The organism is Bradyrhizobium sp. CCBAU 53421 (genome assembly GCF_015291625.1).
GTDB lineage: Bacteria > Pseudomonadota > Alphaproteobacteria > Rhizobiales > Xanthobacteraceae > Bradyrhizobium.
Genome location: NZ_CP030047.1, coordinates 8,710,695 through 8,732,514, shown reverse-complemented (window position 1 = coordinate 8,732,514; position 21,820 = coordinate 8,710,695). Strand labels below are relative to the sequence as shown.

General features: G+C 65.2%; 17 protein-coding genes. 5 read left to right on the top strand and 12 right to left on the bottom strand.

Features of this window, described 5'->3' with window-relative positions; genetic code table 11:
- Positions 1 to 189: 189 nt before the first annotated feature.
- The 3 genes from rocF to XH92_RS40400 form a co-directional block, all read right to left on the bottom strand.
- Positions 190 to 1,167: an arginase gene (gene rocF / locus XH92_RS40410; protein WP_194457001.1), complete on the bottom strand. Its 978-nt coding sequence runs from the start codon at positions 1,165 to 1,167 to the stop codon at positions 190 to 192.
- A 190-nt stretch (positions 1,168 to 1,357) separates the two neighbouring features.
- A complete protein-coding gene (locus tag XH92_RS40405) occupies positions 1,358 to 2,176 on the bottom strand; it encodes an acyl-CoA thioesterase II (protein WP_194457000.1) in 819 nt (272 codons plus the stop codon).
- Between the two features lie 208 nt (positions 2,177 to 2,384).
- Complete coding sequence (locus tag XH92_RS40400; RefSeq protein ID WP_371817898.1) at positions 2,385 to 4,904, bottom strand: glycogen/starch/alpha-glucan phosphorylase; 2,520 nt, start codon at positions 4,902 to 4,904, stop codon at positions 2,385 to 2,387.
- 284 nt (positions 4,905 to 5,188) lie between these two features.
- Here XH92_RS40400 and XH92_RS40395 point away from each other — a divergent pair, with 284 nt between their 5' ends.
- Entirely contained in the window at positions 5,189 to 5,422 is a 234-nt protein-coding gene (locus XH92_RS40395) for a hypothetical protein (RefSeq protein WP_194456998.1), read from the top strand.
- A 270-nt stretch (positions 5,423 to 5,692) separates the two neighbouring features.
- Here XH92_RS40395 and XH92_RS40390 read toward each other — a convergent pair whose 3' ends face one another.
- Positions 5,693 to 5,986, bottom strand: a complete 294-nt coding sequence (locus tag XH92_RS40390) for a GIY-YIG nuclease family protein (RefSeq protein WP_194456997.1) — start codon at positions 5,984 to 5,986, stop codon at positions 5,693 to 5,695.
- A gap of 195 nt (positions 5,987 to 6,181) precedes the next feature.
- On the opposite strand from XH92_RS40390, the gene XH92_RS40385 reads away from it, so the two are divergent.
- Positions 6,182 to 6,613 (top strand): hypothetical protein, encoded by a 432-nt coding sequence (locus XH92_RS40385; protein ID WP_194456996.1) that lies wholly within the window; start codon positions 6,182 to 6,184, stop codon positions 6,611 to 6,613.
- Between the two features lie 22 nt (positions 6,614 to 6,635).
- Here XH92_RS40385 and XH92_RS40380 read toward each other — a convergent pair whose 3' ends face one another.
- Positions 6,636 to 7,433 carry a DUF2865 domain-containing protein gene (locus XH92_RS40380; protein WP_194456995.1) on the bottom strand — a complete coding sequence of 266 codons (798 nt, stop codon included), beginning with the start codon at positions 7,431 to 7,433 and terminating at the stop codon, positions 6,636 to 6,638.
- A 320-nt stretch (positions 7,434 to 7,753) separates the two neighbouring features.
- The gene (gene pyrE / locus XH92_RS40375; RefSeq protein WP_057019495.1) at positions 7,754 to 8,317 is read right to left on the bottom strand and encodes an orotate phosphoribosyltransferase; all 564 of its coding nucleotides are present in this window, start codon (positions 8,315 to 8,317) and stop codon (positions 7,754 to 7,756) included.
- 201 nt (positions 8,318 to 8,518) lie between these two features.
- On the opposite strand from pyrE, the gene XH92_RS40370 reads away from it, so the two are divergent.
- The gene (locus tag XH92_RS40370) at positions 8,519 to 9,145 is read left to right on the top strand and encodes a glutathione S-transferase family protein (protein WP_194456994.1); all 627 of its coding nucleotides are present in this window, start codon (positions 8,519 to 8,521) and stop codon (positions 9,143 to 9,145) included.
- Between the two features lie 164 nt (positions 9,146 to 9,309).
- On the opposite strand, the gene XH92_RS40365 is transcribed toward XH92_RS40370, so the two are convergent.
- The 6 genes from XH92_RS40365 to XH92_RS40340 form a co-directional block, all read right to left on the bottom strand.
- Positions 9,310 to 9,945 (bottom strand): LysE family translocator, encoded by a 636-nt coding sequence (locus tag XH92_RS40365; RefSeq protein ID WP_194456993.1) that lies wholly within the window; start codon positions 9,943 to 9,945, stop codon positions 9,310 to 9,312.
- Between the two features lie 383 nt (positions 9,946 to 10,328).
- Complete coding sequence (polA, locus tag XH92_RS40360) at positions 10,329 to 13,364, bottom strand: DNA polymerase I (protein WP_194456992.1); 3,036 nt, start codon at positions 13,362 to 13,364, stop codon at positions 10,329 to 10,331.
- Positions 13,365 to 13,575: 211 nt separating this feature from the next.
- Entirely contained in the window at positions 13,576 to 14,313 is a 738-nt protein-coding gene (locus XH92_RS40355; RefSeq protein ID WP_097676907.1) for a response regulator, read from the bottom strand.
- A complete protein-coding gene (locus XH92_RS40350; protein WP_194456991.1) occupies positions 14,310 to 16,058 on the bottom strand; it encodes a DUF3369 domain-containing protein in 1,749 nt (582 codons plus the stop codon). The genes XH92_RS40355 and XH92_RS40350 overlap by 4 nt, the downstream gene beginning before the upstream one ends.
- Positions 16,028 to 18,094: a HAMP domain-containing sensor histidine kinase gene (locus XH92_RS40345; RefSeq protein WP_194456990.1), complete on the bottom strand. Its 2,067-nt coding sequence runs from the start codon at positions 18,092 to 18,094 to the stop codon at positions 16,028 to 16,030. The genes XH92_RS40350 and XH92_RS40345 overlap by 31 nt, the downstream gene beginning before the upstream one ends.
- A gap of 34 nt (positions 18,095 to 18,128) precedes the next feature.
- A complete protein-coding gene (locus XH92_RS40340; RefSeq protein WP_194456989.1) occupies positions 18,129 to 19,118 on the bottom strand; it encodes a TRAP transporter substrate-binding protein in 990 nt (329 codons plus the stop codon).
- Between the two features lie 288 nt (positions 19,119 to 19,406).
- Here XH92_RS40340 and ugpB point away from each other — a divergent pair, with 288 nt between their 5' ends.
- Together ugpB and XH92_RS40330 are read left to right on the top strand one after the other, a co-directional pair.
- Positions 19,407 to 20,645: a sn-glycerol-3-phosphate ABC transporter substrate-binding protein UgpB gene (gene ugpB / locus XH92_RS40335; RefSeq protein WP_246788632.1), complete on the top strand. Its 1,239-nt coding sequence runs from the start codon at positions 19,407 to 19,409 to the stop codon at positions 20,643 to 20,645.
- 189 nt (positions 20,646 to 20,834) lie between these two features.
- A complete protein-coding gene (locus tag XH92_RS40330; RefSeq protein ID WP_194456988.1) occupies positions 20,835 to 21,788 on the top strand; it encodes a phosphotransferase in 954 nt (317 codons plus the stop codon).
- The last annotated feature ends 32 nt before the right edge of the window (positions 21,789 to 21,820 follow it).

The following is a 21,820-nucleotide window of genomic DNA, read 5'->3' as shown; positions in this document are numbered from 1 at the left end:
GGTGGCCGCCTTTTTGTTTTGATTACTCTGTCGCGCGCGATGCTAACTTGATCCGTCACCCTGAGGAGCGCGAAGCGCGTCTCGAAGGGTCGACGGCCACCGGCCGGGCCGTGCATCCTTCGAGACGCGCCTGCGGCGCTCCTCAGGATGACGGGACTGGCGGGGTGCGTGCTACGCGCTGACTACCAGCTACTCCCCCATCTCCGGCAGCACCGCGTTGCTCGGGGTCTGGCGATCGGTGATCTGCAATCCGAACAGGCTGCCGATCAATTCGACCGCGACGCGCGCGGTGCGGCCGCGCTCGTCGAGGAACGGGTTGAGCTCGACGATGTCGAGCGAGCGCACCAATCCGGAATCGTGCAGCAGCTCCATGATCAGATGCGCTTCCCGATAGGTCGCGCCGCCCGGCACCGTGGTGCCGACGCCGGGCGCGACTTCGGGATCGAGGAAGTCGACGTCGAACGAGACATGCAGCACGCCGTTCTTCGCCTTGACGCGGTCGATGACGCGGCGCGTGAGCACGGCGACGCCAAACTCGTCGATCTGGCGCATGTCGGCGATCGAGACGTTGCGTTGCCGCAGCAGCTTGCGCTCCAGCGGATCGACCGAGCGGGTGCCGATCAGGTCGAGCTGATCCGGCGGGATCGAGGCGCGCGGCAGCCCGCCGAGCAAATCGTCGAGCCCAGGCTCTCCGCACAGGAAGGCCGCCGACATGCCGTGCATGTTGCCGGTGATGGTGGTGGCCGGCGTGTTGTAGTCGGCATGCGCGTCGACCCACAACGCAAACAGCGGCCGGCCTTTCTCTTGCCAGTAGCGCGCGACGCCGTTGATCGACCCCATCGACAATGAGTGGTCGCCGCCCATGAAGATCGGGATCGCGCCGGAATGCGCCAGCCAGTAGGCGCGCTCCGAGAGCGCGCGGGTCCAGGTCTTCACCTCGTCGTAGAATTTGGTGTTCGCCGGCGCCGGGCCGTCGGCGAGGACCGCCGGGATCGCAAGGTTGCCGTGATCATCGACGTGGAAGTCGAGCTGCTCGAGCAGGCGCGCGATGCCTGCGGTGCGCAGCGCGTCCGGGCCCATCAGCGGGCCGGGCTGCGACGCGCCGATCTCGATGGGAACGCCAAGCAGGGCGATGCGCTGATGTTTTGAGTTGTCGGCTTCGGACATGCGGCGGGGCTCCCAAAGGCGTGGAACAGAAGCGACCCGCCAATGTTCCCTCAACCCCTGAAATAGGCAACCCGGTCCAATCCGGCCATGTGGATAGTTGCGGCGTGCGTCCAGATTTGACGCGTTCTCTTCACCGCGAACCGGTGCCCATCCCGCATCAAGTGCGGGACAGGCTTCGCTCGGAAACGCACTACGCCTTGAAATAGGCGATCTGCGTCGTGGTGGCGAGCAGGCGGCCGGACGGCGACCACAATTCGCCGTGCTGGTCGCCATAGCTCTTGTGGAAGTTCTTGGCATCGGCGGTGGCGAGCACGCGGGTGGTATTCTCCGCGTCCAGGTCGGCGGCATCGACGTGGAAATAGGTCGTCAGCGACACCGTGCCGAACGGCACCAGCTCCTGCCGCGCATGGAACACACGGCCGAAGAACGCGTCCGACATCGACATCAGCGACAGCGCGTCGAGCTTGCGCGGCACGCGGTCGGCGATCCAGAGTTTTGAGTAGGGGCTCAAGGGCTGCTTCGCGGCGCCGCCGTTAAGCTTGGGTTCGCCCTCGGCGAAGCGGAAGTCATACTGGTTGGCCCAGGTCATCGCGAGCTTTGGATAGGGCCGCAGCTGCTCGAACGGCACCGCGCCGGGAAACTCGGCCGGCTGGTGCGACCACGACGGGCGGCGCTCGGCGAACACCGCCGTCGCCAAGGTCGTGACCTCGCCGCCGCCTTGCGTCATCTCGATCGACCAGTGCTGGCTCGAGCGGTTGCTTCTCACCAGGCGGACGTCCAGATCGAACACGCCCTCGGCGACTGGCGCACAGTAATTCACCGTCAGCGCCAGCGGCTCGCCCGCGCGCTGCGGGTGCTGCATCAGGGCGCGCAGGATCGTCGCGGCGGTGCAGCCGCCAAACGGGCCGACGAACGCCCAGTAATCCGGGCTGGTCCGTCCCTGCCAGCGGCTGTCGCCGGCAGTCACGGCGGTGGCTTCATCGAAGAGGTGCGGAGCCTTGGTGAGCATGCAATTCCCTAAATACCAAACTGTGCCGCGGTCATTGGGCGACGACTTGTCCGCCGAAGCCTAAGCGAAGGCCGAAGCAATCCGTCGATCCGCATGTGGGGTGCAATGGACAGCCGCGCTACGCTCGGAATGACGCTCGACATGCAATATCGCGGCGAGGGTGCCGAATTCAATGACGTCGGACGTCATCGATTTCCGCGTCCCGGGATTAGCCCTTCGCCTCGCGCTGATTGCCGAGCTGCGGCGAGGCGTTCGGATGCACCGGCACGTGCCAGATGTCCTCGGCATATTCGCGGATGGTGCGGTCGGAGGAGAACCACGCCATGCGCGCCACGTTGAGGATCGAGGCGCGGGTCCAGGCCGGGGGTACCTGCCATCGGTCGTCGATGCCGCGCTGCGCGGCATAGTATGAATCGAAATCGGCCGAAACCATGTAGTGGTCGAGGTAGCGCAGCGCGTGCCCGATCGAGGCGAAGCGCGCCGCATCGCCCGGCGAGAACTCGCCGCTCTCGATGGCGCGGATCGCGCGCTCGAGCCGCGGCGATTTGCGGATGATGTCGCTGGCATCGAGCCCCTGCTTGCGGCGAACCATGACGTCGCCGGCTTCGAGGCCGAAGATCGCGATGTTCTCCTCGCCGACATTGTCGCGGATCTCGATATTGGCGCCGTCGAGCGTGCCGATGGTCAGCGCGCCGTTCAGCGCGAGCTTCATGTTGCCGGTGCCGGAGGCTTCCATGCCGGCGGTCGAGATCTGCTCGGAGAGATCGGCGGCGGGGATGATCACCTCGGCGAGGCTGACATTGTAGTCGGCGAGGAAGGCGACTTTCAGTCTGCCGCCGAGCGACGCGTCATTGTTGACGACCTCGGCGACGTCGCTGATCAACTTGATGATCAGCTTGGCGTAGCGGTAGCTCGCCGCCGCCTTGCCCGCGAAGATTTTTACCCGCGGCACCCAGTTCGCACCCGGATCGTCCTTCATCGCGTGATACAGCGCGATGGTCTCCAGGATGTTGAGCAGCTGCCGCTTGTATTCGTGGATGCGCTTGATCTGCACGTCGAACAGCGCCGACGGGTCGACCTTGATGTGGTTGCGCTCGCCGATCAGCCGCGCCAGCGACAGCTTGTTGTGATGCTTGACGTCGCGGAAGCGCTTCTGGAATTCGAGGTCGCTCGAATGGGTCTCGAGCCGCTCGAGCAGTGAGAAGTCGTCGAGCACGGCCTCGCCGCAGGTCTCGCGCAGCAATGCGGTCAGTCGCGGGTTGGCCAGCATCAGCCAGCGGCGGAAGGTGATGCCGTTGGTCTTGTTGGTGATGCGCGACGGATAGAGGTGATGCAGGTCGTGGAACACGGTCTCCTTCATCAGGTCGGAATGCATCGCGGAGACGCCGTTGATGCGATGCGAGCCGACGAAGGCGAGCTGGCCCATGCGCACTCGGCGGCCGCTGCGCTCGTCGATCAGCGAGACCGAGGCGCGGTATTCGATGTCGCCGGGGAAGCGCTCCTCGGCGAGCGCGAGATGCGCCACGTTGATGCGGTAGATGATCTCCAGATGCCGCGGCAGCAACCGCTCGAACAGTTCGACCGGCCAGGTCTCGAGCGCCTCCGGCAGCAGGGTGTGGTTGGTGTAGGACAGGGTCGCGACCGTGATCTTCCAGGCCTCGTCCCAGCGGAAATTGTGCAGGTCGACCAGGATGCGCATCAGCTCGGTGACCGCAAGGCTCGGATGGGTGTCGTTGAGCTGCACCGCCGCCTTCTGCGCGAGGTTGCGCAGGCCGCCATCGGAGGCGAGATGCCGCTTCACGAGGTCCTGCAACGAGGCCGAGACGAAGAAATATTCCTGGCGCAGGCGGAGCTCGCGGCCCGCCGCGCTCTCGTCGTTCGGATAGAGGAATTTGCAGATCGCTTCCGCGCGCGCCTGCTCGGCGCTCGCCGAGACGTAGTCGCCGGTGTTGAAGACGTCGAGCTCGAGCGGGTCGGGCGCATGCGCCGACCAGAGGCGGAGCGCGTTGACGTGCTGGCCGCGCCAGCCGACGATCGGCGTGTCGTACGCCATCGCCTCGACGGTTTCCGCCGGATGCCAGGTGGCGCGGTCGCGGCCGCGGTCGTCGACATGCTCGACATGACCGCCGAAGTGGACGTTGTAGACCACCTCGGGCCGCTGGAATTCCCAGGGGTTGCCGAAGGCGAGCCATTCGTCGGGATATTCCTGCTGCCAGCCCTGGTTCATGATCTGGCGGAACAGGCCGAAATCGTAACGGATACCGTAGCCGGTCGCGGGGATCGCGAGCGTCGCCATGCTCTCCATGAAGCAGGCCGCGAGCCGCCCGAGGCCCCCATTGCCGAGCGCTGCATCCGGCTCGCATTTGCGCAGGTCAGAGAGGTCGACGCCGAGGTCGCCGAGCGCGGCCTCGAACAGCGGCAGCAATCCCATATTGTTCAGCGCGTCGGTGAACAGCCGGCCGATCAGGAATTCGAGCGAGAGATAATAGACGCGCTTGGCGCCGGCGTCGTAGCTCTGCTTCTCGGCCGTCAGCCAGTGGTGCACGATGCGGTCGCGCAGCGCCAGCGCCGCCGCCTTGTACCAGTCGCGCCGGGTCGCAACGGTGGCGTCCTTGCCGATCGCAAGCCGGAGCTTGGCAAGGATCGCGCCCTTGATCTCGGTCAGCGCCAGCTCGTCGATCGGCTGGTTCAATGCCGGGTAGTTTGTCTGTTCCTGCAACGCGCCCAATCCCTGCCGTTCAAGCCGATCGTGATGCGATGATCACGATCTCATCTCCTGTTCGAGCATGGTCCCCGGAAATTCCGATATCCGCGGTTCCCCGTTCATGCTCCGACGCAATGATACGCGCGTTGCATGGCAACCGAAACCGTCCGGAACAAGGCCGTACACAGCGCTGCCGTGATTTTATGCAAGGACCGGGCCGCTCCGGGAACCCTTCAGGACACCCGCCGCCGATGCTACGATGGGCCCTGAAAGCCGGGCTTTCGCGACAATTTAGCGGAGGATGCGTGATGAGACTCCTGATTGAAATCGCGGCCGCGGCATTGCTCGTCGTGTGCATCACGGCGACCAGCGCAGCCTATGCAGCGGGCAGACCGGGCCGCAGCGCCGACGGCCTGACGTGCGGCTTCAGCGTCAAGCAGAACGCATCGCCGGCCGCGCGTTGCGCCGCCATCAAGCGGCAATGCGGCGGCAAGTTCTACGCCAATGCCTGCGGCGACAAGCTGCTGTCGGCAGCGAATTGAGCCGCCGCGCAACGCGGCTTCGCGCGCGTTCGGAAACACCGGAGTGATACGGATTTCCAAGGCTTAACGAGTTCTTTACAAACACACCTGTCGCTCGTGGGGCGGGCATATTTTTCAAGCTCCGACGCATTTCATACCGAAGCAATTTTCAACGGGCCGCTGACATCACTCAGCGGCCCGAATTGCTTTGCGGGGGCTGCCATCCGCGCGACCGAGTGATGATGCCTGCTTCGTCGTCCTGGCGAAAGCCAGGACCCATTACCCCAATCGTCAAATGAGGCCCGACAGGTCGTTCCAATCCGGGTTTTCCGCTTCAATCAGCTTGATCTTCCAATCGCGCTTCCAGAACTTCAGCTGCTTCTCGCGGGCGATGGCCTCCTGCGGTGTCTCGAATTCCTCGAGGTGAACGAGACGGAAGACCCGATATTTATAGACAAACTTAGAGCCTCGGCCCGAACGATGCAGTTCGAGCCGCAGGCGAATATCGTTGGTGACGCCGATGTAGATCGTTCCGTGATGACGGCTCGCGAGGACGTAGACATAGTAGTTGCTTGCTGCGCTCATGGATGGGCCCAAGCTCGCAATATGTCGAGCAGCCGGGGTAATGGGTCCTGGCTTTCGCCAGACGACGCCTGAGGGATGATCTATTAACCCATCAGAACGAATTAAGAACACTTTAGCAAGTCTCTGATATATCATTGTGATTCGGCGCCTGCGCCGACACAATATCTATGGTCTCCAAGTCTCCGCGAGGACTACATGTCCACCATCGCCTTTGATCAATTCGCCCTGACCCGGATTGCCGATTTCGCGCGCTCGCTGTCGCGGCTGCACCAGGCCTCGCGGCGCCAGCCGATCGACGACGATCAGCTCGATCGCGAGTTCAACGCGGTCTGCATGTCGATCTGGGGCTACACCACCGACGATTTCAGCGACGAGCTGTTCTCATTGGAGGATCACGCTTGGCTCGATTCGCTCGATGAGGCGCATGCGCGGATCTTTGCCGCCGAGCAGGGCTACGACCTGGTCGACGATCAGGGCATGCTGACGGACTGGTGGGGCTATTGCTGGATGATCCTGGCCGAGAAGCGCGGCATCCTCAATCCGGAGAACCGCGCCGCCGCGCGGGCCGCGATCGAGGAGAAATACATGGCCGCGCCGAACGTGATCGGCGTGATCGTGGCGCGCTGATTGGCGCGCCAACTCAAAGCCGTCAGTTCGCCTCGGCCCGCTTGGCGGGCTTTGCCGCATTGCCCTTCGGCACAACGGATGTCGGCGCCGGCGGCGCGGCATCGCTCCTGGTTTCCGGCAGCGGCGCATCGCCGGCGAGCTCGGCGCTGACGGGTGCAACCTTCATCTCGCCGAGCCGCGCGCGGACCGCGGCGGTCAACCCGGGATAGGAGGCGACCGGCGTGAAGTCGAACGTCTGCTCGTTGCCGACGCGGACGCCGGTATAGGCGACGAGGCCGTCGGTGGTCGCGATCACGTCGCCGGCCTTCAGCGAGGCATCGAGCGCGAGGTCGACCGGCGCCAGTCCGGCCGGATCGCGGCCGTTGCAGGTGCAATCGGCGCGCAGTGCCTTGCGATAGGCGAAGGCGTTCTCGCTGTCGGCGTAGCGCTCACCCGTGGCCGAGGCGGAGCTGTCGATATGGCTGCCGTAATAGACCTTGGTCGCGCTTGCCGGGCAGAAGGCCTGGCAGAGCTGCGCCGGCGTCGCGTTGCCGCGCATCGTCAGCGGGAAATACTTGCCGTCGCAGCTGCGCACGCAATACGCCGGTCCGGAGCCGGCCACGCGCGGCGCCGAGATCGGCGCCGACTGCTGCCGATCCGGCTGCTGGTTGAGGCCGAACGGATCGGCGAAGAAATTGGCTTGCGGTGGGGCCTGCCGGCCCTGCTGCTTCTGGGAACCGCCGAAGAAGAAGTCGAACAGCCCTTCGGCCGAGACGGGCGCGGGCACGACCAGGACGGAACCCGCGAACGCAGCGGCGGCAAGCATCACGCGGCGCCGCATGCGCCGATCACTCAACTCTGTACGCAACGCCAACTCCACCCGACGCGCCACGCCGCGGCGACAAAGTGCCCCGGCGGCTTCACCTTAAGACGGGATGGTAAACGAGCGATTGATTTGGGGTGACGGCGTCACACGGAGCAGGCGCGGGCGCGGGAACTTCTCTTCACCTCGCCCCGCTTGCGGGGAGAGGTCGGATCGCATGGAGCGGAGCGGAATGCGATCCGGGTGAGGGGGTACAGTTCTCACCGCATTCACGGCTCGTGGAAGCAGCCCCTCACCCCGACCCTCTCCCCGTAAGAACGGGGCGAGGGAGAAGACCGTCAGTCCTTCAGGAACTCGCCAGCCTTGTACAGCGCGCGGAATTGCAGCCCGGCTTCAGCGAACGTCTCGGTCGCGCCTTCCTCGCGGTCGACCATGGTGAAGACCAGCGCGATCTCGCCGCCGGCCTCGCGCACCGCTTCCACCGCCTTCAGCGCCGAGCCGCCTGTGGTGGTGACGTCCTCGACGATCACGATGCGCTTGCCGGCAAGACTCTCGCCCTTGGCGAGGCCTTCGACCGAAAGCTTCGCGCCGTGCTCCTTCGGTTTCTTGCGCACGAAGAAGGCGGCGATCGGATGACCCTTCAGCCAGGACAGCTGCGCGATGGCGCCCGCGAGCGGCACCGCGCCCATCTCGAGGCCGCCGACGAAATCGAGCTTGTCGTCCTTCAGCGCCTCATAGGTGAGCTCCGCGAGCAGCGCCGCGCCTTCAGGATCGAGCATTGTCGGCTTCAGGTTGAAATAGAAATCGCTCTTGCGGCCCGATGCCAACGTGATCTCGCCGCGGCCGAACGAACGCTTGCGGATGATCTCGGCGAGGCGGGCGCGGGAGGCTGATTTGGACAAAGGCTTTTTCCCTTGAGGGGTTCTTGGGGGTTTCAGGCGGCCGGCAATCTATCGGCGGTCTTTCGCACATTCCAGCGGGTAAATCCCGCCGTCAACAGTGCCTACGCCGCCATTTCAGCGCAGTGGTGTGCGGAAAGCGCGGGTTGTGCGGCCGTTCCGTTCCCCGTAAGCAGGCGCCAAACATTTGCACGGGAAGCGGAAATGACCATCGAGCTGCACACCTGGAACACGCCCAATGGCCGCAAGATCTCGGTGGCGCTGGAGGAGATGGGGCTGCCGTACAAGGTGATCCCGGTGAACATCGGCAAGGGCGAGCAGATGGCGCCCGCCTTCCTGGCGATCAGCCCGAACAACAAGATCCCGGCGATCGTCGATCCGGATGGCCCCGGCGGCAAGCCGGTCAGCATCTTCGAATCAGGCGCGATCCTGCTTTATCTCGGCGAGAAGACCGGCAAGTTCCTGCCGAAACCGCTCTCCGAGCGGATCCCGGTCTATGAGTGGCTGATGTGGCAGATGGGCGGTTTCGGCCCGATGCCGGGCCAGGTGCATCATTTCATCGCGCTGGAGAACGAGCAGGACCGCGCCTATGGCCTGAAGCGCTACATGGCCGAGACGCGGCGGCTCTACGGCGTGCTGGATCGCTGGCTGGATGGTCGCGAATTCGTCGCCGGCGATCTCTCGGTTGCCGATTTCGCCATCCTCGGCTGGGCCTGGCGCCATCCGCGCCACAAGGTCGAGCTATCAGACTTCCCCAACGTCAAGCGCTGGTACGAGACACTGATGGCCCGCCCGGCGACCAAGCGCGGGATGGAAGCGAAGCTGGATTGAGGGCGGCGGAGCGCGCTCTTCCCTTCTCCCCTTGTGGGAGAAGGTGGCGCGAAGCGCCGGATGAGGGGTTGTCTCCGCGCGTGAGTTCGTGGAGAGAGACCCCTCACCCGGCTTCGATGCGAAGCATCGAAGCCACCCTCTCCCACAAGGGGAGAGGATACTGATCAGGCCTTTCGCGCCTCGAGCGCCATCTTCATCGCCAGCCCCGCGAGCACGGTGCCCATCAGCCAGCGCTGCACCAAAAGCCAGGTCGGGCGGGTGCCGAGGAACACCGCGATCGAACCGGCGGCGAGCGCGATCATCGCGTTGACGCTGACACTGATCACGATCTGGATCGAGCCGAGCATCACCGACTGCGCCAGCACGCTGCCGCCGGCGGGATCGATGAACTGCGGCAGCAGCGCGAGATAAAGCATCGCGATCTTCGGGTTGAGCAGATTGGTGAGAAAGCCCATCGCGAACAATTTGCGCGGGCCGTCGACCTTCAGCGCCTTGACCTGGAACGGCGAGCGGCCGCCGGGCCTCACGGCCTGCCACGCCAGCCACAGCAGATAGGCGGCGCCGGCGAAACGCAGCGCGTCGTAAGCGTAGGGAATCGCAAACAGCAGCGCGGTGATGCCGAACGCCGCGCACAGCATGTAGAACACGAAGCCGAGCGCGACGCCGCCGAGCGAGACGATGCCGGCCCCGGGCCCTTGCGTGATCGAGCGCGAGATCAGGTACATCATGTTCGGCCCGGGCGTCAGCACCATGCCGAGGCAGACGAGCGCAAAGCCGAGCAGGGCGGATGTGTGGGGCATGATGGGTCTGCACGCACTTCTAGCGTGTCATGAGCTGCGCAGCCATGCAGGAATTGCTCTCGGAGCAATGTCGCGGCGCAAGTTAGGTGAGCACATCGGTCAGGCTCCCTCTCCCCTTGCGGGAGAGGGTGGGGAGAGGGGTAGCCGCGGGCCAGATGATCAATGGACGCGCGGCTCGTGCAATATCGAACCGCGCGTCATCGAAGCTGATGTTGAGAGCGCGTCGTGTGATACCCCTCTCCCCACCCTCCCCCGCAAGGGGGGAGGGAGCCCGTCTGCCGGTGCTCACCTCACTTGGACCGTTACTTGGAGCGGCCCGGCATACGCGGCGAGCTTACTTCACCAATGAACAGCCAGTGTCGGCGAGCTCCGCTCCCGAGACTCTAATGCGCCTCGTCCCAATTGTTGGCGGCGCGGGCGTCGACTTGTAGCGGCAGTGACAGCAGCACGGCCGGGAACGGCGCGTCCTGCATCACCTTTTGCACCACGGGTAGCGTTGCCGCGACCTCGTCGTCGGGTACCTCGAAGATCAATTCGTCGTGCACCTGCAGCAGCATCTGCGCCGAGAGCTTCTTCTCGGCGAGTGCGTCCTCGACCCGGATCATGGCGCGGCGGATGATGTCGGCCGCGGTGCCCTGCAAGCGCGCGTTGATCGAGGCGCGTTCGTTGAAGGCGCGCACCGAGGCGTTGGACGCCTTGATATCCGGGTAGTACATCTTACGGCCGAACAACGTGGTGACATAGCCGTTGCGGCGGCAAGAGTCCTTGGTCTCATCCATGTAGGCGCGGATGCCCGGGAAGCGCTCGAAGTACTTCTTGATGTAGGCCGAGGCTTCCTCGCGGGCGATGCCGAGCTGGTTGGCGAGGCCGAACGCCGAGATGCCGTAGATGATGCCGAAATTGATCGCCTTGGCGCGGCGGCGCACCTCGCTCGGCATGTCCTTGATCGGCACGCCGAACATTTCGGAGGCGGTCATGGCGTGGATGTCGAGCCCGTCGCGGAACGCCTGGCGCAGCACCGGCACGTCGGCGATCTCGGCGAGTAGCCGCAGCTCGATCTGCGAATAGTCCGCCGACACCAGCTTGTGGCCGGGCGTTGCGATGAAGGCGCGGCGAATCTTGCGGCCGTCCTCGGTGCGAACCGGGATGTTCTGCAAGTTCGGCTCGTTCGACGACAGCCGGCCTGTGGTGGTCGCGGCCAGCGCGTAGGTGGTGTGGACGCGATGGGTCTGCGGATTGACGTAGGTCGGCAGCGCGTCGGTGTAGGTCGACTTCAGCTTCGAGACCTGGCGCCACTCCAAAATCTTCTTCGGGAATTCGTGGCCTTGCTCGGCGAGATCGTCGAGCACCTGGGCGGTGGTCGACCAGGCGCCTGTCTTGGTCTTGGTGCCGCCGGGCAATCCCATCTTGCCGAAGATGATGTCGCCGATCTGTTTCGGGCTGCCGACGTTGACCGGCTCGCCGGCGATCTCCTGGATCTCGGCCTCGACGCGCGCCGCGGTCTGGGCGAAATCGCCCGACAGCCGCGACAGCACCTGGCGGTCGATCGAGATGCCGCGGCGCTCCATCCGCGCCAGCACCGACACCAGCGGCCGCTCCAGCGTCTCGTAGACCGTCGTCATCCGCTCGGCGACGAGGCGCGGCTTCAGCACCCGCCACAGCCGCAGGATCACGTCGGCGCTTTCGGCCGCGTATTCAGTGGCCTTGTCGATGGTGACCTGATCGAAGGTCAGCTTGCCCTTGCCGCTGCCGACGAGGCCGCCGTAGCTGACGACGGCATGGCCGAACCAGCGCTCGGCGAGCGCCTCCAGCGCGTGCGAGCCGCGGCCGGCATCGAGCGCATAGGACATCAGCTGCGCATCGTCGATGTTGCGCAGCGTGACGCCGTGCTGCGCCAGGGTCACCGAGGTGAACTTGACGTTGAAGCCGACCTTCTGGATGCCGGCGGATTCCAATAGTGGCTTGAGCGCCTTCAGCGCGTCGGCGGTCTTGATCTGGCCGGGCGCGAGGCCGGCATCGAACAGGCCGGCGCCGCCGCCGGCGGCTTTGTGGCCAAGCGGCACATAGCAGGCGTCATTGGGCGCCACGGCGAGCGCCAGTCCCGACAGCTCGGCCTGCATCGGGTCGATCGATTCCGACATCGCCTCGATCGCAATGTAGCCGGTGTCGTGCGCACGCGCGACAAAGGCATTGAGCTGGTCGAGGCTGCCGATCGCCTGGTAGGCCTTGCGATCGAAGCCGGTCTTGCGGATTGCCTCGCCACGCGCTTCGGCAAGCGTCGCAGGCGTGCCCCTGCGGTTGGAGTTCTTGTCGTCGCGGGCGCCGGTCGGCTTGGCTTTCGGCAGGGGAGCCGCGGATGTCGACGCGTCTCCCGGCGCGGGCGTCACATCCGACGGTGGCAGCGGCGAGAATACGCTGGCGCCGCTCTTGTTGCCGGGATCGGCATCGACATTGGCCGGGTCGATCTGCGCATAGTCGGCGACGCGGCGGGTGAGGGTGGAGAACTCCATCGCCTTCAGGAAGGCGATCAGCCGGCGCGAATCGGGCTCGTGCACGGCGAGGTCGTCGAGCGGCACTTCGAGATCGACCTTGTCGTCGAGCAGCACCAGCTGGCGCGAGATGCGCGCCTTCTCGGCATTCTCGAGCAGCGCCTCGCGCCGCTTCGGCTGCTTGATCTCGGTGGCGCGGAACAGCAGCTGATCGAGATCGCCATATTCGATGATCAGTTGGGCGGCGGTCTTGATGCCGATGCCGGGCACGCCGGGCACGTTGTCCGTGGAATCGCCGGCCAGCGCCTGCACCTCGACCACCTTCTCCGGCGGCACGCCGAATTTCTCGATCACCTCGTCGCGGCCGATGCGGCGATCCTTCATCGTGTCGTACATCACGACCTTGTCGTTGACGAGCTGCATCAGGTCCTTGTCGGACGACACGATCGTCGTGGTCGCGCCGCGCTCGGTCGCGAGCCGCGCATAGGTCGCGATCAGATCGTCGGCCTCGAAGCCGACCTGCTCGAGGCAGGGCAGCTGGAAGGCGCGCACTGCCTCGCGGATCAGCGCGAATTGCGGGATCAGGTCGTCGGGCGCCGGCGGCCGGTGCGCCTTGTAGTCGGGATAGAGCTTGTTGCGGAACGTGATCTCCGACTTGTCGAACACGATCGCCAGATGGGTCGGGCGGTTGTCCTCCGGCATGTCGCGGAGCAGCTTCCACAGCATGTTGCAGAAGCCGAGCACGGCATTGACCTGCAGCCCGTCGGACTTGCGGTTGAGCGGCGGCAGCGCGTGATAGGCGCGGAAGATGTAGCCCGACCCGTCGACCAAAAAGATATGGTCGCCCTTGGCCGCCGGCTTGGCGGCGACGGGCTTGGCTGCGGTCTTCGGGGCTGGCTTGGCGGGGTCTTGGGAGGCTGTTTTCGGCATGGCCGAAACTTAGGGATTTTTGCGCGGATTGACAGCCTTAGCTGTGTGGATTCCGGGTGTGCCGCACAGCGAATTCGGTGGATTTGAGACCCGTCATCCTGAGGTGCCTGCGTAGCAGGCGTCTCGAAGGATCGACGGCCACCATCCGGGCCGTTCATCCTTCGAGACGCGCTGCGCGCTCCTCAGGATGACGGGGATAAAGGCAAAACCGCTAAGCCTTGTCCCCGGTCGGCGAGAACAGGTAGCCGCCGCCGCGAATGGTCCGGATCACCGACGGCTTGGTCGGGTCGAATTCGATCTTGCGGCGGATGCGCATGATGCGCAGGTCGACCGCGCGGTCGAAGGCTTCGGCGTCGCGGGCATTGGCGAGTTCCAAGAGCCGCTCGCGCGACAGCACGCGCTTCGGATTGGCCGCGAACACCTTGAGCAGGCCGAATTCGGAGGCGGTCAGCGGGTGTTCATTACCCTCGTCGTCGCGCAGCGCCTGGGCCTCGAGATCGAGCCATTTGGTGCCGAACCGCACCAGCTGCTCCTTTTCGGCCTTGGCGCTCGAAGGTTCCGGCGCGGCTGATTTCGCGGGCCCGCTCCGTCGCAGCACCGAGCGGATGCGCGCCATCAGCTCGCGCAATTCGCAGGGTTTTGCCACGTAATCGTCGGCGCCGAGCTCGAGCCCGACCACCCGGTCGATCGGGCTGGCAGTAGCTGTCAGCATGATGACGGGGACGTTGATCTTGCTCTTGAGGTCGCGGATGATCGACAGACCATCCTCCTCGGGCATGTTGAGGTCCAGCACCACGAGATCGGGCGTGCTGCTCTCGATCTCCTTGCGCAGGCTCTTGCCGCCATCGCACAGCGTCACGCCGAAGCCGTGCATCTTGAGGTAATCGCCGACCATCTCGCGGGCCGGCGCCTCATCGTCGACGATGAAGATATGCGGGTTCTGGTTCATGATGTCTCTGTCGCCGGGAGTGTAACCGTAAAGGTCGACCCCTGTCCGGGGCCCGGGCTCTGTGCGGTCACATGGCCGCCATGCATGTCGATGATGCGCTTGACGATGGAAAGGCCGAGGCCGGTCGAGCTCTCGCCCGCGGTCGGCTTGGCCGACAGCCGCTGGAACCGGCCGAACAGCCGGCCGAGGTCCTCGGGGCTGAGGCCGGGGCCCTGGTCGGCGATCCGGATCACGGTGTCCTCACCCTCGTGGCTGACCCCGACCGTAATCTTGCCGCCGATCGGCGAATATTTGATGGCATTGCTGACCAGATTGTCGATCGCCTCGCGGATCCGGTCGGCGTCGCACATCGTGACGAAATGCTGCGGCCCCGACACCGAGATGCTCTGCTGCTTGTTGACGGCCGAGGGCAGATTGGCCTCGGTGACCTCGTTGACGAGGGCCGCGACGTCGACCGGCTCGCGGCGGATGGTGATGTCGAAGGCGTCGGCCATCGCATCGGAGATCAGATGGTCGACCATCGAGGTCAGCCGCTTGGTGGCGTCCCTGATGTGCTCGACCTGGGCGGTGACGTTCTCCTTCGGCGAGCCGGCGCCGATCAGTTCGGTCAGCATCTCGGTGCGGCCGAGGATCACGCCGAGCGGATTCTTCAGGTCGTGGGCGACGGTGCCGAGGATTTCGTTCTTGAAGCCGTTGGCGCGCTGCAGCCGCAGCCATTGCGCGGACAGCCGCCGGTTGGCCTGCATCAGCGCGCGGGTGCGCTGCGCGACGCGATCCTCGAGCTGGGTGTTGGCCTCGTGCAGCTGCTGGTAGAGGATCACGTTGTCGAACGCGATCGACAGCCGGCTCGAGAAGATCTCGACCAGCGCACGATCGGTGTCGGAGAGCTGTCGCTCGGCCTGCAGCAGCACCACGACTTCGCGGCCGCTGCCGGTGCGCGAATAGAGCACGCTGCGGTGGTCGGCGAACTCGTTCTTGCGGCGCTGGAATGCTTCCTCGACCATATGCCGCAAATCGGCGTCGAGCGCCTTCGACGACGTCGTGCCGATGAAGCGGCTGTAGCAGCCGGAGCAGGCCAGCACCGAGAAATCACATGCGGCTGCATTGCCGTCGTCGCGCAGCACCAGGATCCCGGCGCAATCGACATTGAGCAGCGAGGCGAGTTGCGTCAGGACGCCCTCGGCCAGCCGCTGCATCGACTTGAAGTCGTACAGCGTCGAGGCCGCGTCGATGATGATCTCGAGCCCGCGCCTCGTCTGCACCATGCGCTCGAGCTGCTGGTAGCTGCGCAGCGCGGCCGTCAGCGAGGTGAACAGCTTGTCGGCGGTGAGCTCGGTCTTCGCCTTGTAGTCGTTGATGTCGTATTGCACGATGACGCGCCGCTCCGGCGCCTGGCCGGGCTGGCCGGTGCGCAGGATGATGCGGACGGTCTCGTTCTTGATCTCGTTGCGGATGTATTCGACGAGCTCGAGGCCGGCGATGTCGGTCTCCATGATGACGTCGAGCAGCACGGCTGCGATGTCGGGGTTGTCCCGCATCAGCGTGCGGCCTTCGGCCGCAGAGTAAGCGGAGAGGATCTCCAGCGTGGCGCCGTTCAGGTTGTAATCGCTCAGCGCAAAACGGGTGCCTTCATGAACGGCGTGATCGTCGTCGATCACGGCGATCTTCCATTTGCGGGCCGACGAGTCCTCCGGGGGGCTCTCGGTATCGTCGATCAGTTGGAGGACATCGTCCTGTTCGGCCATTGACTGGTTCCGTCGGCTGCTGCGTCAGTGATCGTGGGCTCACCCTTGACGGCCCCCTTGGCGATCCTGGGCATGATAATGCGAAAAGTGGTGCCTTGTCCTACCCTTGACTCCAGCATCATGCGTCCGCCGAGCTGCTGGGTGACGAGGTTATAGACGATATGGAGGCCGAGGCCCGTACCACCTTCGTTGCGTCGCGTCGTAAAGAACGGGTCGAACGCCTGCCGCTGCACGTCCGGCGTCATGCCAGCCCCGTCATCCGCGAAGATGATCTCGACATCATCAGCGCCGCGGCCGCGCGCCGAGATCGTGATGTTGCCGGAGCGGCCGCCGGCGAAGGCATGATTGACGGCGTTGAGGAAAAGATTGGTTAAGATCTGCCCATAAGCGCCGGGATAGCCGTCGATCAGGAGCCCGTCGGGCACATCGACCGACAGCGCGATCGCGGCCTTCTTCAGCACCGGCCGCAGGCTCGCCACGATCTGGTCGGTCGATTCGCTCAGGGCGAACTGGCGGCGCTCGGCATGCGAGCGATCGACCGCGACCTGCTTGAACGACTGGATCAGCTCGCCGGCGCGCTGCAGGTTGGAGACCAGTTGCTGCGATGCGTCACGCGAGGCGCGCACGAATTCGTCGAGCTTGGAGCGACGCAGCGGCTCGGTCTTGAGGTCGTTCTCGAACATCTCGCTGCGGCGGGCGAAGCTCGAGGCCACCGTCAGGCTGATGCCGATCGGATTGTTGACCTCGTGGGCGACGCCCGCAACGAGCCCGCCGAGCGCGGCAAGGCGCTCGGCATCGATCAGGTTCTGCTGCGCGGCGTTGAGCTCGAGCAGCGCGCTCTCGGCCTTCTCCTTGGCGGTGCGCAGCTCGTCCTCGGTCTTGCGCTTGGCGATCGCGTTCTCGCGGAATACCTCGACCGCGCGCGCCATCGCGCCGACCTCGTCCTTGGCGGAGGTGCCCTGCACCGGCCGGTCGAGGTCGCCCGAGGTGATGGTGCGCATCGCGGCCATGATCTGCGCCAGCGGCAGCCGGATCGACAATGCGATCATGACGCCGGCCGACATGATGACGCCGAGGAAGATCACCGCGATCGACAGCACCCGGCGCGAGATCGACGTCAGCGTCTTGTCGAACGTCTCCTGCGCCTTCTGCTCGCGCTGGCGCATCTTCACCGAGAGATCGTCGATCGCGCCGATCGCATCGGCCTGGCTGGCGTCGATCGAGTTGCGCAGCAGATCGGTGCGGTTGGTGAGCTGTTCGCCGAGCTTGGCGAGCCCGTCGCGCAGCTCGGCGGTCTTGACCTTGAGCCGCGCCAGCGCCATGCGCTGCAGATCGTTCTCGGCCAGATCGGTCATGACCGGGATCGTCTTCTCGATCGTATCGATGTTGCGGCGGGCTTCCTCGGCCGATGATGAGGCAAGCGAGAGGTAGTAGGCGTTGGCGGCGACCAGCAGCGAGGTGAAGGCTTCGCGCGACTTGCCGAGCGCGGGCCAGATCAGTGCGTCGCGATGGCCGGTGGCGCCCTCGATGATCGAATAGAGCCCGGCCATGTCCTTGGTCGGGCTCAGCACCTGCTCGTCATAGGTCTTCGAGATCCTGGTTTGCACAGTGCGCAATTCACCGAAGCCGTCGAGGAAGCGGCTGGTGACGCGCTCCAGCTGCTCGACCGAGCCCGACAGCATCGGGTCGGTCGAGGCCCGGTTGGTCAGCGTGCCGAGCACGGCCTCGCGCAGCAGCAGGATCTCCGCGAACAGGTCCGGGCTCGGCTGGTTGATGTAGCGATGGATCAGGTTCTGCAGACGGCTGGTCTCGCTTTCCAGCTTGGCCAGGATCTTGTCGGATTCCCGGACCTGGCGGACATCGTCCCAGGCCGAGCCGAGTACCTTCGAGCCGTTCCAGATCAGCACCGCGAGCACGATCACCACGGCGGAATTGAGCAGCGCGATGGAGAGGATGCGCCAGCGGATCGGCACCGCGCGCAGCAACTGGACGATGCGGAAACGGCCCTGCGGCCCAAAGGCCGTCCGCCGTCGCATCGTCCCGTCCTGTTGAGGCGCGTCCAAGATCCGGTCACTCCACGTTGCGGATGCGTTCGATCAACTCGGCTACCGCCGGATCGCGCTCCGCCTTGGCATAGATGCCGGCCATCGCCGCCTCGAATGGCCTGCGGTCGAAGTCGGCCACGACCTTGACGCCCGCCAGCTCCGCCTGCTTGCGCGAGCGCTCCTCGAGCTCCCGCCACTTCTCGCGCATGTAGAGGCTGGAGCGCTGCGCGGCTTCGCGGAAGATGATCTGCTCATCCGGCGTCAGGCTGGCCCAGGCCTTGCGCGACATCACCAGCACTTCGGGGCTCACGGTGTGCTGGGTCAACGTATAGTAGCCGGCGTATTTGTAGTGGCCGGTGGTGACGAAGGACGGCCAGTTGTTCTCCGCGCCGTCGATCAGCCGGTTGGCGAGCCCGGTCAGCACCTGGCCATAGGCCATCTGGATCGGCTCGGCGCCAAGCGCGCGGATCATGTCCGACATCTGTTCGGACTGCTGCACGCGCAACCGCAGCCCCTTGAGGTCGTCGAGCGAGCGCACCGGGCGGACGCTGTTATAGATCGAGCGGGCGCCGGAATCGTAGAAGGCCAGCCCGACGAAGCCGTGGGCCTCGAGACTGCTCAAGATGTCGTTGCCGATCGGGCCATCCAGCACATGTTGCAGGTGCTCAAGGGATCGAAACAGGAACGGCATTGCCAGCACATTCACCGAAGGCGCCATGGTTCCGATCAGCGCGACATTGGTCCGGTTCAGGTCGATGGCGCCGGCCCGGGTCTGCTCCAGGGTCTCCTTCTCCTCGCCGAGTTGGCGGGAATGGAAGACCACGATGCGGTGCCGGCCGCCGGTGCGTTCGGCGATCAGGCGGTCCATGTAATTCAGCGCCTGAACGGTCGGATAGTCTTCATTCTGGGTATCGGCGGTGCGGAATTCGCGCGCGAAAGTACTCGCCGAGACCACTGTGCATAACAGCGCGACGGCAAGCGTTACTGTCCGCGAAAGGCCGGCGCGGCGGTACACTGGCTACAATTCCCCTTGTGATTTGTGTCCAGGGCGGGAGGAAAAGGTTCAACGCTTTTTAGCAGAATGACGCTGGTTCGCCCATCGGCCAAACGTTAAAGCCGCGCTGCAACCTGCGGTGTCGATTGAATTTGCGGTTGTAGCGCCGTATGACGGCGTGTTCGCACCGGGAAACGGCTCATCGTGAAGTCCGCCTTGAAGCTCGCCTTGACGCCCGTCTTGACGGTCTTGCATCTCGTCGTCGCGGCCCTGCTGCTTGTGGCACCAGCGCAAGCTGCGACCGAGATCATGTGGTGGCACGCGATGTCGGGCGAGCTCGGCAAGCAGCTCGAGAAGCTCGCCGCCGATTTCAATGCCTCGCAATCCGACTACCGGATCGTGCCCGCCTACAAGGGCAACTACACCGAGACCGTCACCGCGGCGATCTTCGCCTTCCGCTCGCGCAGCCAGCCCGCGATCGTCCAGGTCAACGAGATCGCCACCGCAACCATGATGGCGGCGCGCGGCGCGATCTATCCGGTGTTCGAGCTGATGCGTGATCAATCGGCGGCGTTCGCGCCGTCGGCCTATCTGCCCGCGGTGGCGGGCTATTACGCCGATGTCGACGGCAACATGCTGTCGTTCCCGTTCAACGCTTCGACGCCGATCCTCTACTACAACAAGGATATGTTCCGCTCCGCCGGGCTCGATCCGAGCGAGCCGCCGAAGACCTGGCCGGAGCTCGGCATCGTCGCCAAGCGGCTGCGCGCCGCCGGTGCGATGTGCGGCGTGACCACGTCGTGGCCGTCCTGGATCAATGTCGAAAACTTTTCCGCCTTCCACAACCTGCCGATCGCGACCAAGGCCAACGGTTTCTCCGGGCTCGATGCGCAGCTGATCTTCAACAACCCGCTGGTGGTGCGCCACATCGCGCAGCTCGCGCAGTGGCAGGCCGACAAGACATTCGACTATAGCGGCCGCGGCCAGACCGCCGAGCCGCGCTTCCAGAAGGGCGAGTGCGGCATCTTCATCGGCTCGTCGGGCACGCGCGCCGACATCAAGGCCAACTCGAAATTCGAGGTCGGCTACGGCATGATGCCGTATGATCCCGACGTGCAGGGCGCGCCGCAGAACTCGATCATCGGCGGCGCGACGCTGTGGGTGCTGCGCGACCGGCCGCGCGCCGAATATGCCGGGGTGGCAAAATTCTTCGCCTATCTGTCGCGGCCCGAGGTGCAGGCTGCCTGGCACCAGAACACGGGCTATCTGCCGATCACCCGTGCCGCATTCGATCTCAGCCGCACGCAGGGATTCTACGAGCGCAATCCCGGCGCCTCGATCTCGATCGAGGAGGTCACGCTGAAGCCGCCGACCGACAATTCCAAGGGCATCCGGCTCGGCTCGTTCGTCCTGATCCGCGACGTGATCGAGGAGGAGCTCGAGCAGGTGTTCGCCGGCAAGCGTTCGGCGCAGGCCGCGATGGACAACGCCGTCGAACGCGGCAACCGCCTGCTGCGCCAGTTCGAGCGCGCCAATCCGGATAGGTGAGGGGCATCCAGACTGCTCAACTGTTTCTCCGTCATCCTGAGGAGCCGCGAAGCGGCGTCTCGAAGGATCGACGGCCACCAGTCGGGCCGATTCATCCTTCGAGGCTCGCTCCGCTCGCACCTCCAGCGACAAAGGCGAAGCCTTTGCGCGGGGATGACGGGGATGGATTGGGCGACGAGATTCCTTGAAATGATATCCCTTCCACCCATCGCCGACTATGACACCTACCGCGCCTGGCGCGGCGACACGTCGCGCTGGCTGCCGGTGGCGCGCGATATCGCCGATGGCCACGGGCTATCATGCGCTACGCCGCATGTGTTCTCGACCGGCACCAATCTCGTGATCGGTATCGAAGGCGACGACCTGATCCTGAAACTGTTCCCGCCGTTTCTGCGCCCGCAATTCATCTCCAAACGCGGCGCGCTCGCCGAGTTGCGCGGGCGGCTCGGCATTCCGATCCCCGACCTCGTCGCCGAAGGCGAGCGCGACGGCTGGCCCTATGTCGTCATCACGCACCTCGCCGGCACCGTCGGCTCACAGGTGTGGCCGGCGCTGCCGGAAGCCGAACGGGAGCGCGTGCTCGGCGAGATCGGCGCCGTGATTGCCGAGGTGCAGCGCGTGCCGCCCGCCAGCCTGCTGGCGCTCGAGCCGCGCTGGGAGGCCTTCATGCGCGCCCAGATCGCGCAGTGCAGGGCGCGGCATCAGCGGCTCGGCCTGCCGGCGAAATTCCTCACCTCGCTCGACGATCTGCTGCGTGACGCGGCTGAGTTGATCCCGATGCACGCGCCGCCGGTGATCCTGACCGGCGAGTACATCCCGGAGAATTTCCTGCTCGGCCGCCGCACCGACGGCTGGCACGTCGCCGGCCTGTTCGACTTCGGCGACGTCCGGACCGGGTGGGGCGAGTACGACCTGCTTGGTCCGAGCGCCTTCATGGCGGCCGGGCATCCGCGCCGGGTGCGCAGCCTGTTCGACGGCTTCGGCATCCCGCGCAGCGAGGTGAATTTCGCGCTGAAGCGGCGGCTGATGGCGCTCCTGATGCTGCACTCGGCCAGCGATCCGCTCCGGCACATCTGCATCGCCGGCTGGCCGGACCGGGTCGATGATTTCGTCCAGCTGCAGGAGCTGATCTGGCCGGACTAATTGTTTGGACGCGATACCGGTCGCCGGCCAGA

Bases quoted from the DNA above. Each gene is read 5' to 3' on its own strand.
- XH92_RS40345 (WP_194456990.1), bottom strand. From the start codon at position 18,094: ATGCGACGGCGGACGGCCTTTGGGCCGCAGGGCCGTTTCCGCATCGTC.
- XH92_RS40405 (WP_194457000.1), bottom strand. From the start codon at position 2,176: ATGCTCACCAAGGCTCCGCACCTCTTCGATGAAGCCACCGCCGTGACT.
- XH92_RS40355 (WP_097676907.1), bottom strand. From the start codon at position 14,313: ATGAACCAGAACCCGCATATCTTCATCGTCGACGATGAGGCGCCGGCC.
- XH92_RS40365 (WP_194456993.1), bottom strand. From the start codon at position 9,945: ATGCCCCACACATCCGCCCTGCTCGGCTTTGCGCTCGTCTGCCTCGGC.
- XH92_RS40350 (WP_194456991.1), bottom strand. From the start codon at position 16,058: ATGGCCGAACAGGACGATGTCCTCCAACTGATCGACGATACCGAGAGC.
- XH92_RS40380 (WP_194456995.1), bottom strand. From the start codon at position 7,433: ATGCGGCGCCGCGTGATGCTTGCCGCCGCTGCGTTCGCGGGTTCCGTC.
- rocF (WP_194457001.1), bottom strand. From the start codon at position 1,167: ATGTCCGAAGCCGACAACTCAAAACATCAGCGCATCGCCCTGCTTGGC.
- XH92_RS40330 (WP_194456988.1), top strand. From the start codon at position 20,835: ATGATATCCCTTCCACCCATCGCCGACTATGACACCTACCGCGCCTGG.
- XH92_RS40385 (WP_194456996.1), top strand. From the start codon at position 6,182: ATGTCCACCATCGCCTTTGATCAATTCGCCCTGACCCGGATTGCCGAT.
- XH92_RS40390 (WP_194456997.1), bottom strand. From the start codon at position 5,986: ATGAGCGCAGCAAGCAACTACTATGTCTACGTCCTCGCGAGCCGTCAT.
- polA (WP_194456992.1), bottom strand. From the start codon at position 13,364: ATGCCGAAAACAGCCTCCCAAGACCCCGCCAAGCCAGCCCCGAAGACC.
- XH92_RS40370 (WP_194456994.1), top strand. From the start codon at position 8,519: ATGACCATCGAGCTGCACACCTGGAACACGCCCAATGGCCGCAAGATC.
- XH92_RS40395 (WP_194456998.1), top strand. From the start codon at position 5,189: ATGAGACTCCTGATTGAAATCGCGGCCGCGGCATTGCTCGTCGTGTGC.
- ugpB (WP_246788632.1), top strand. From the start codon at position 19,407: ATGTGGTGGCACGCGATGTCGGGCGAGCTCGGCAAGCAGCTCGAGAAG.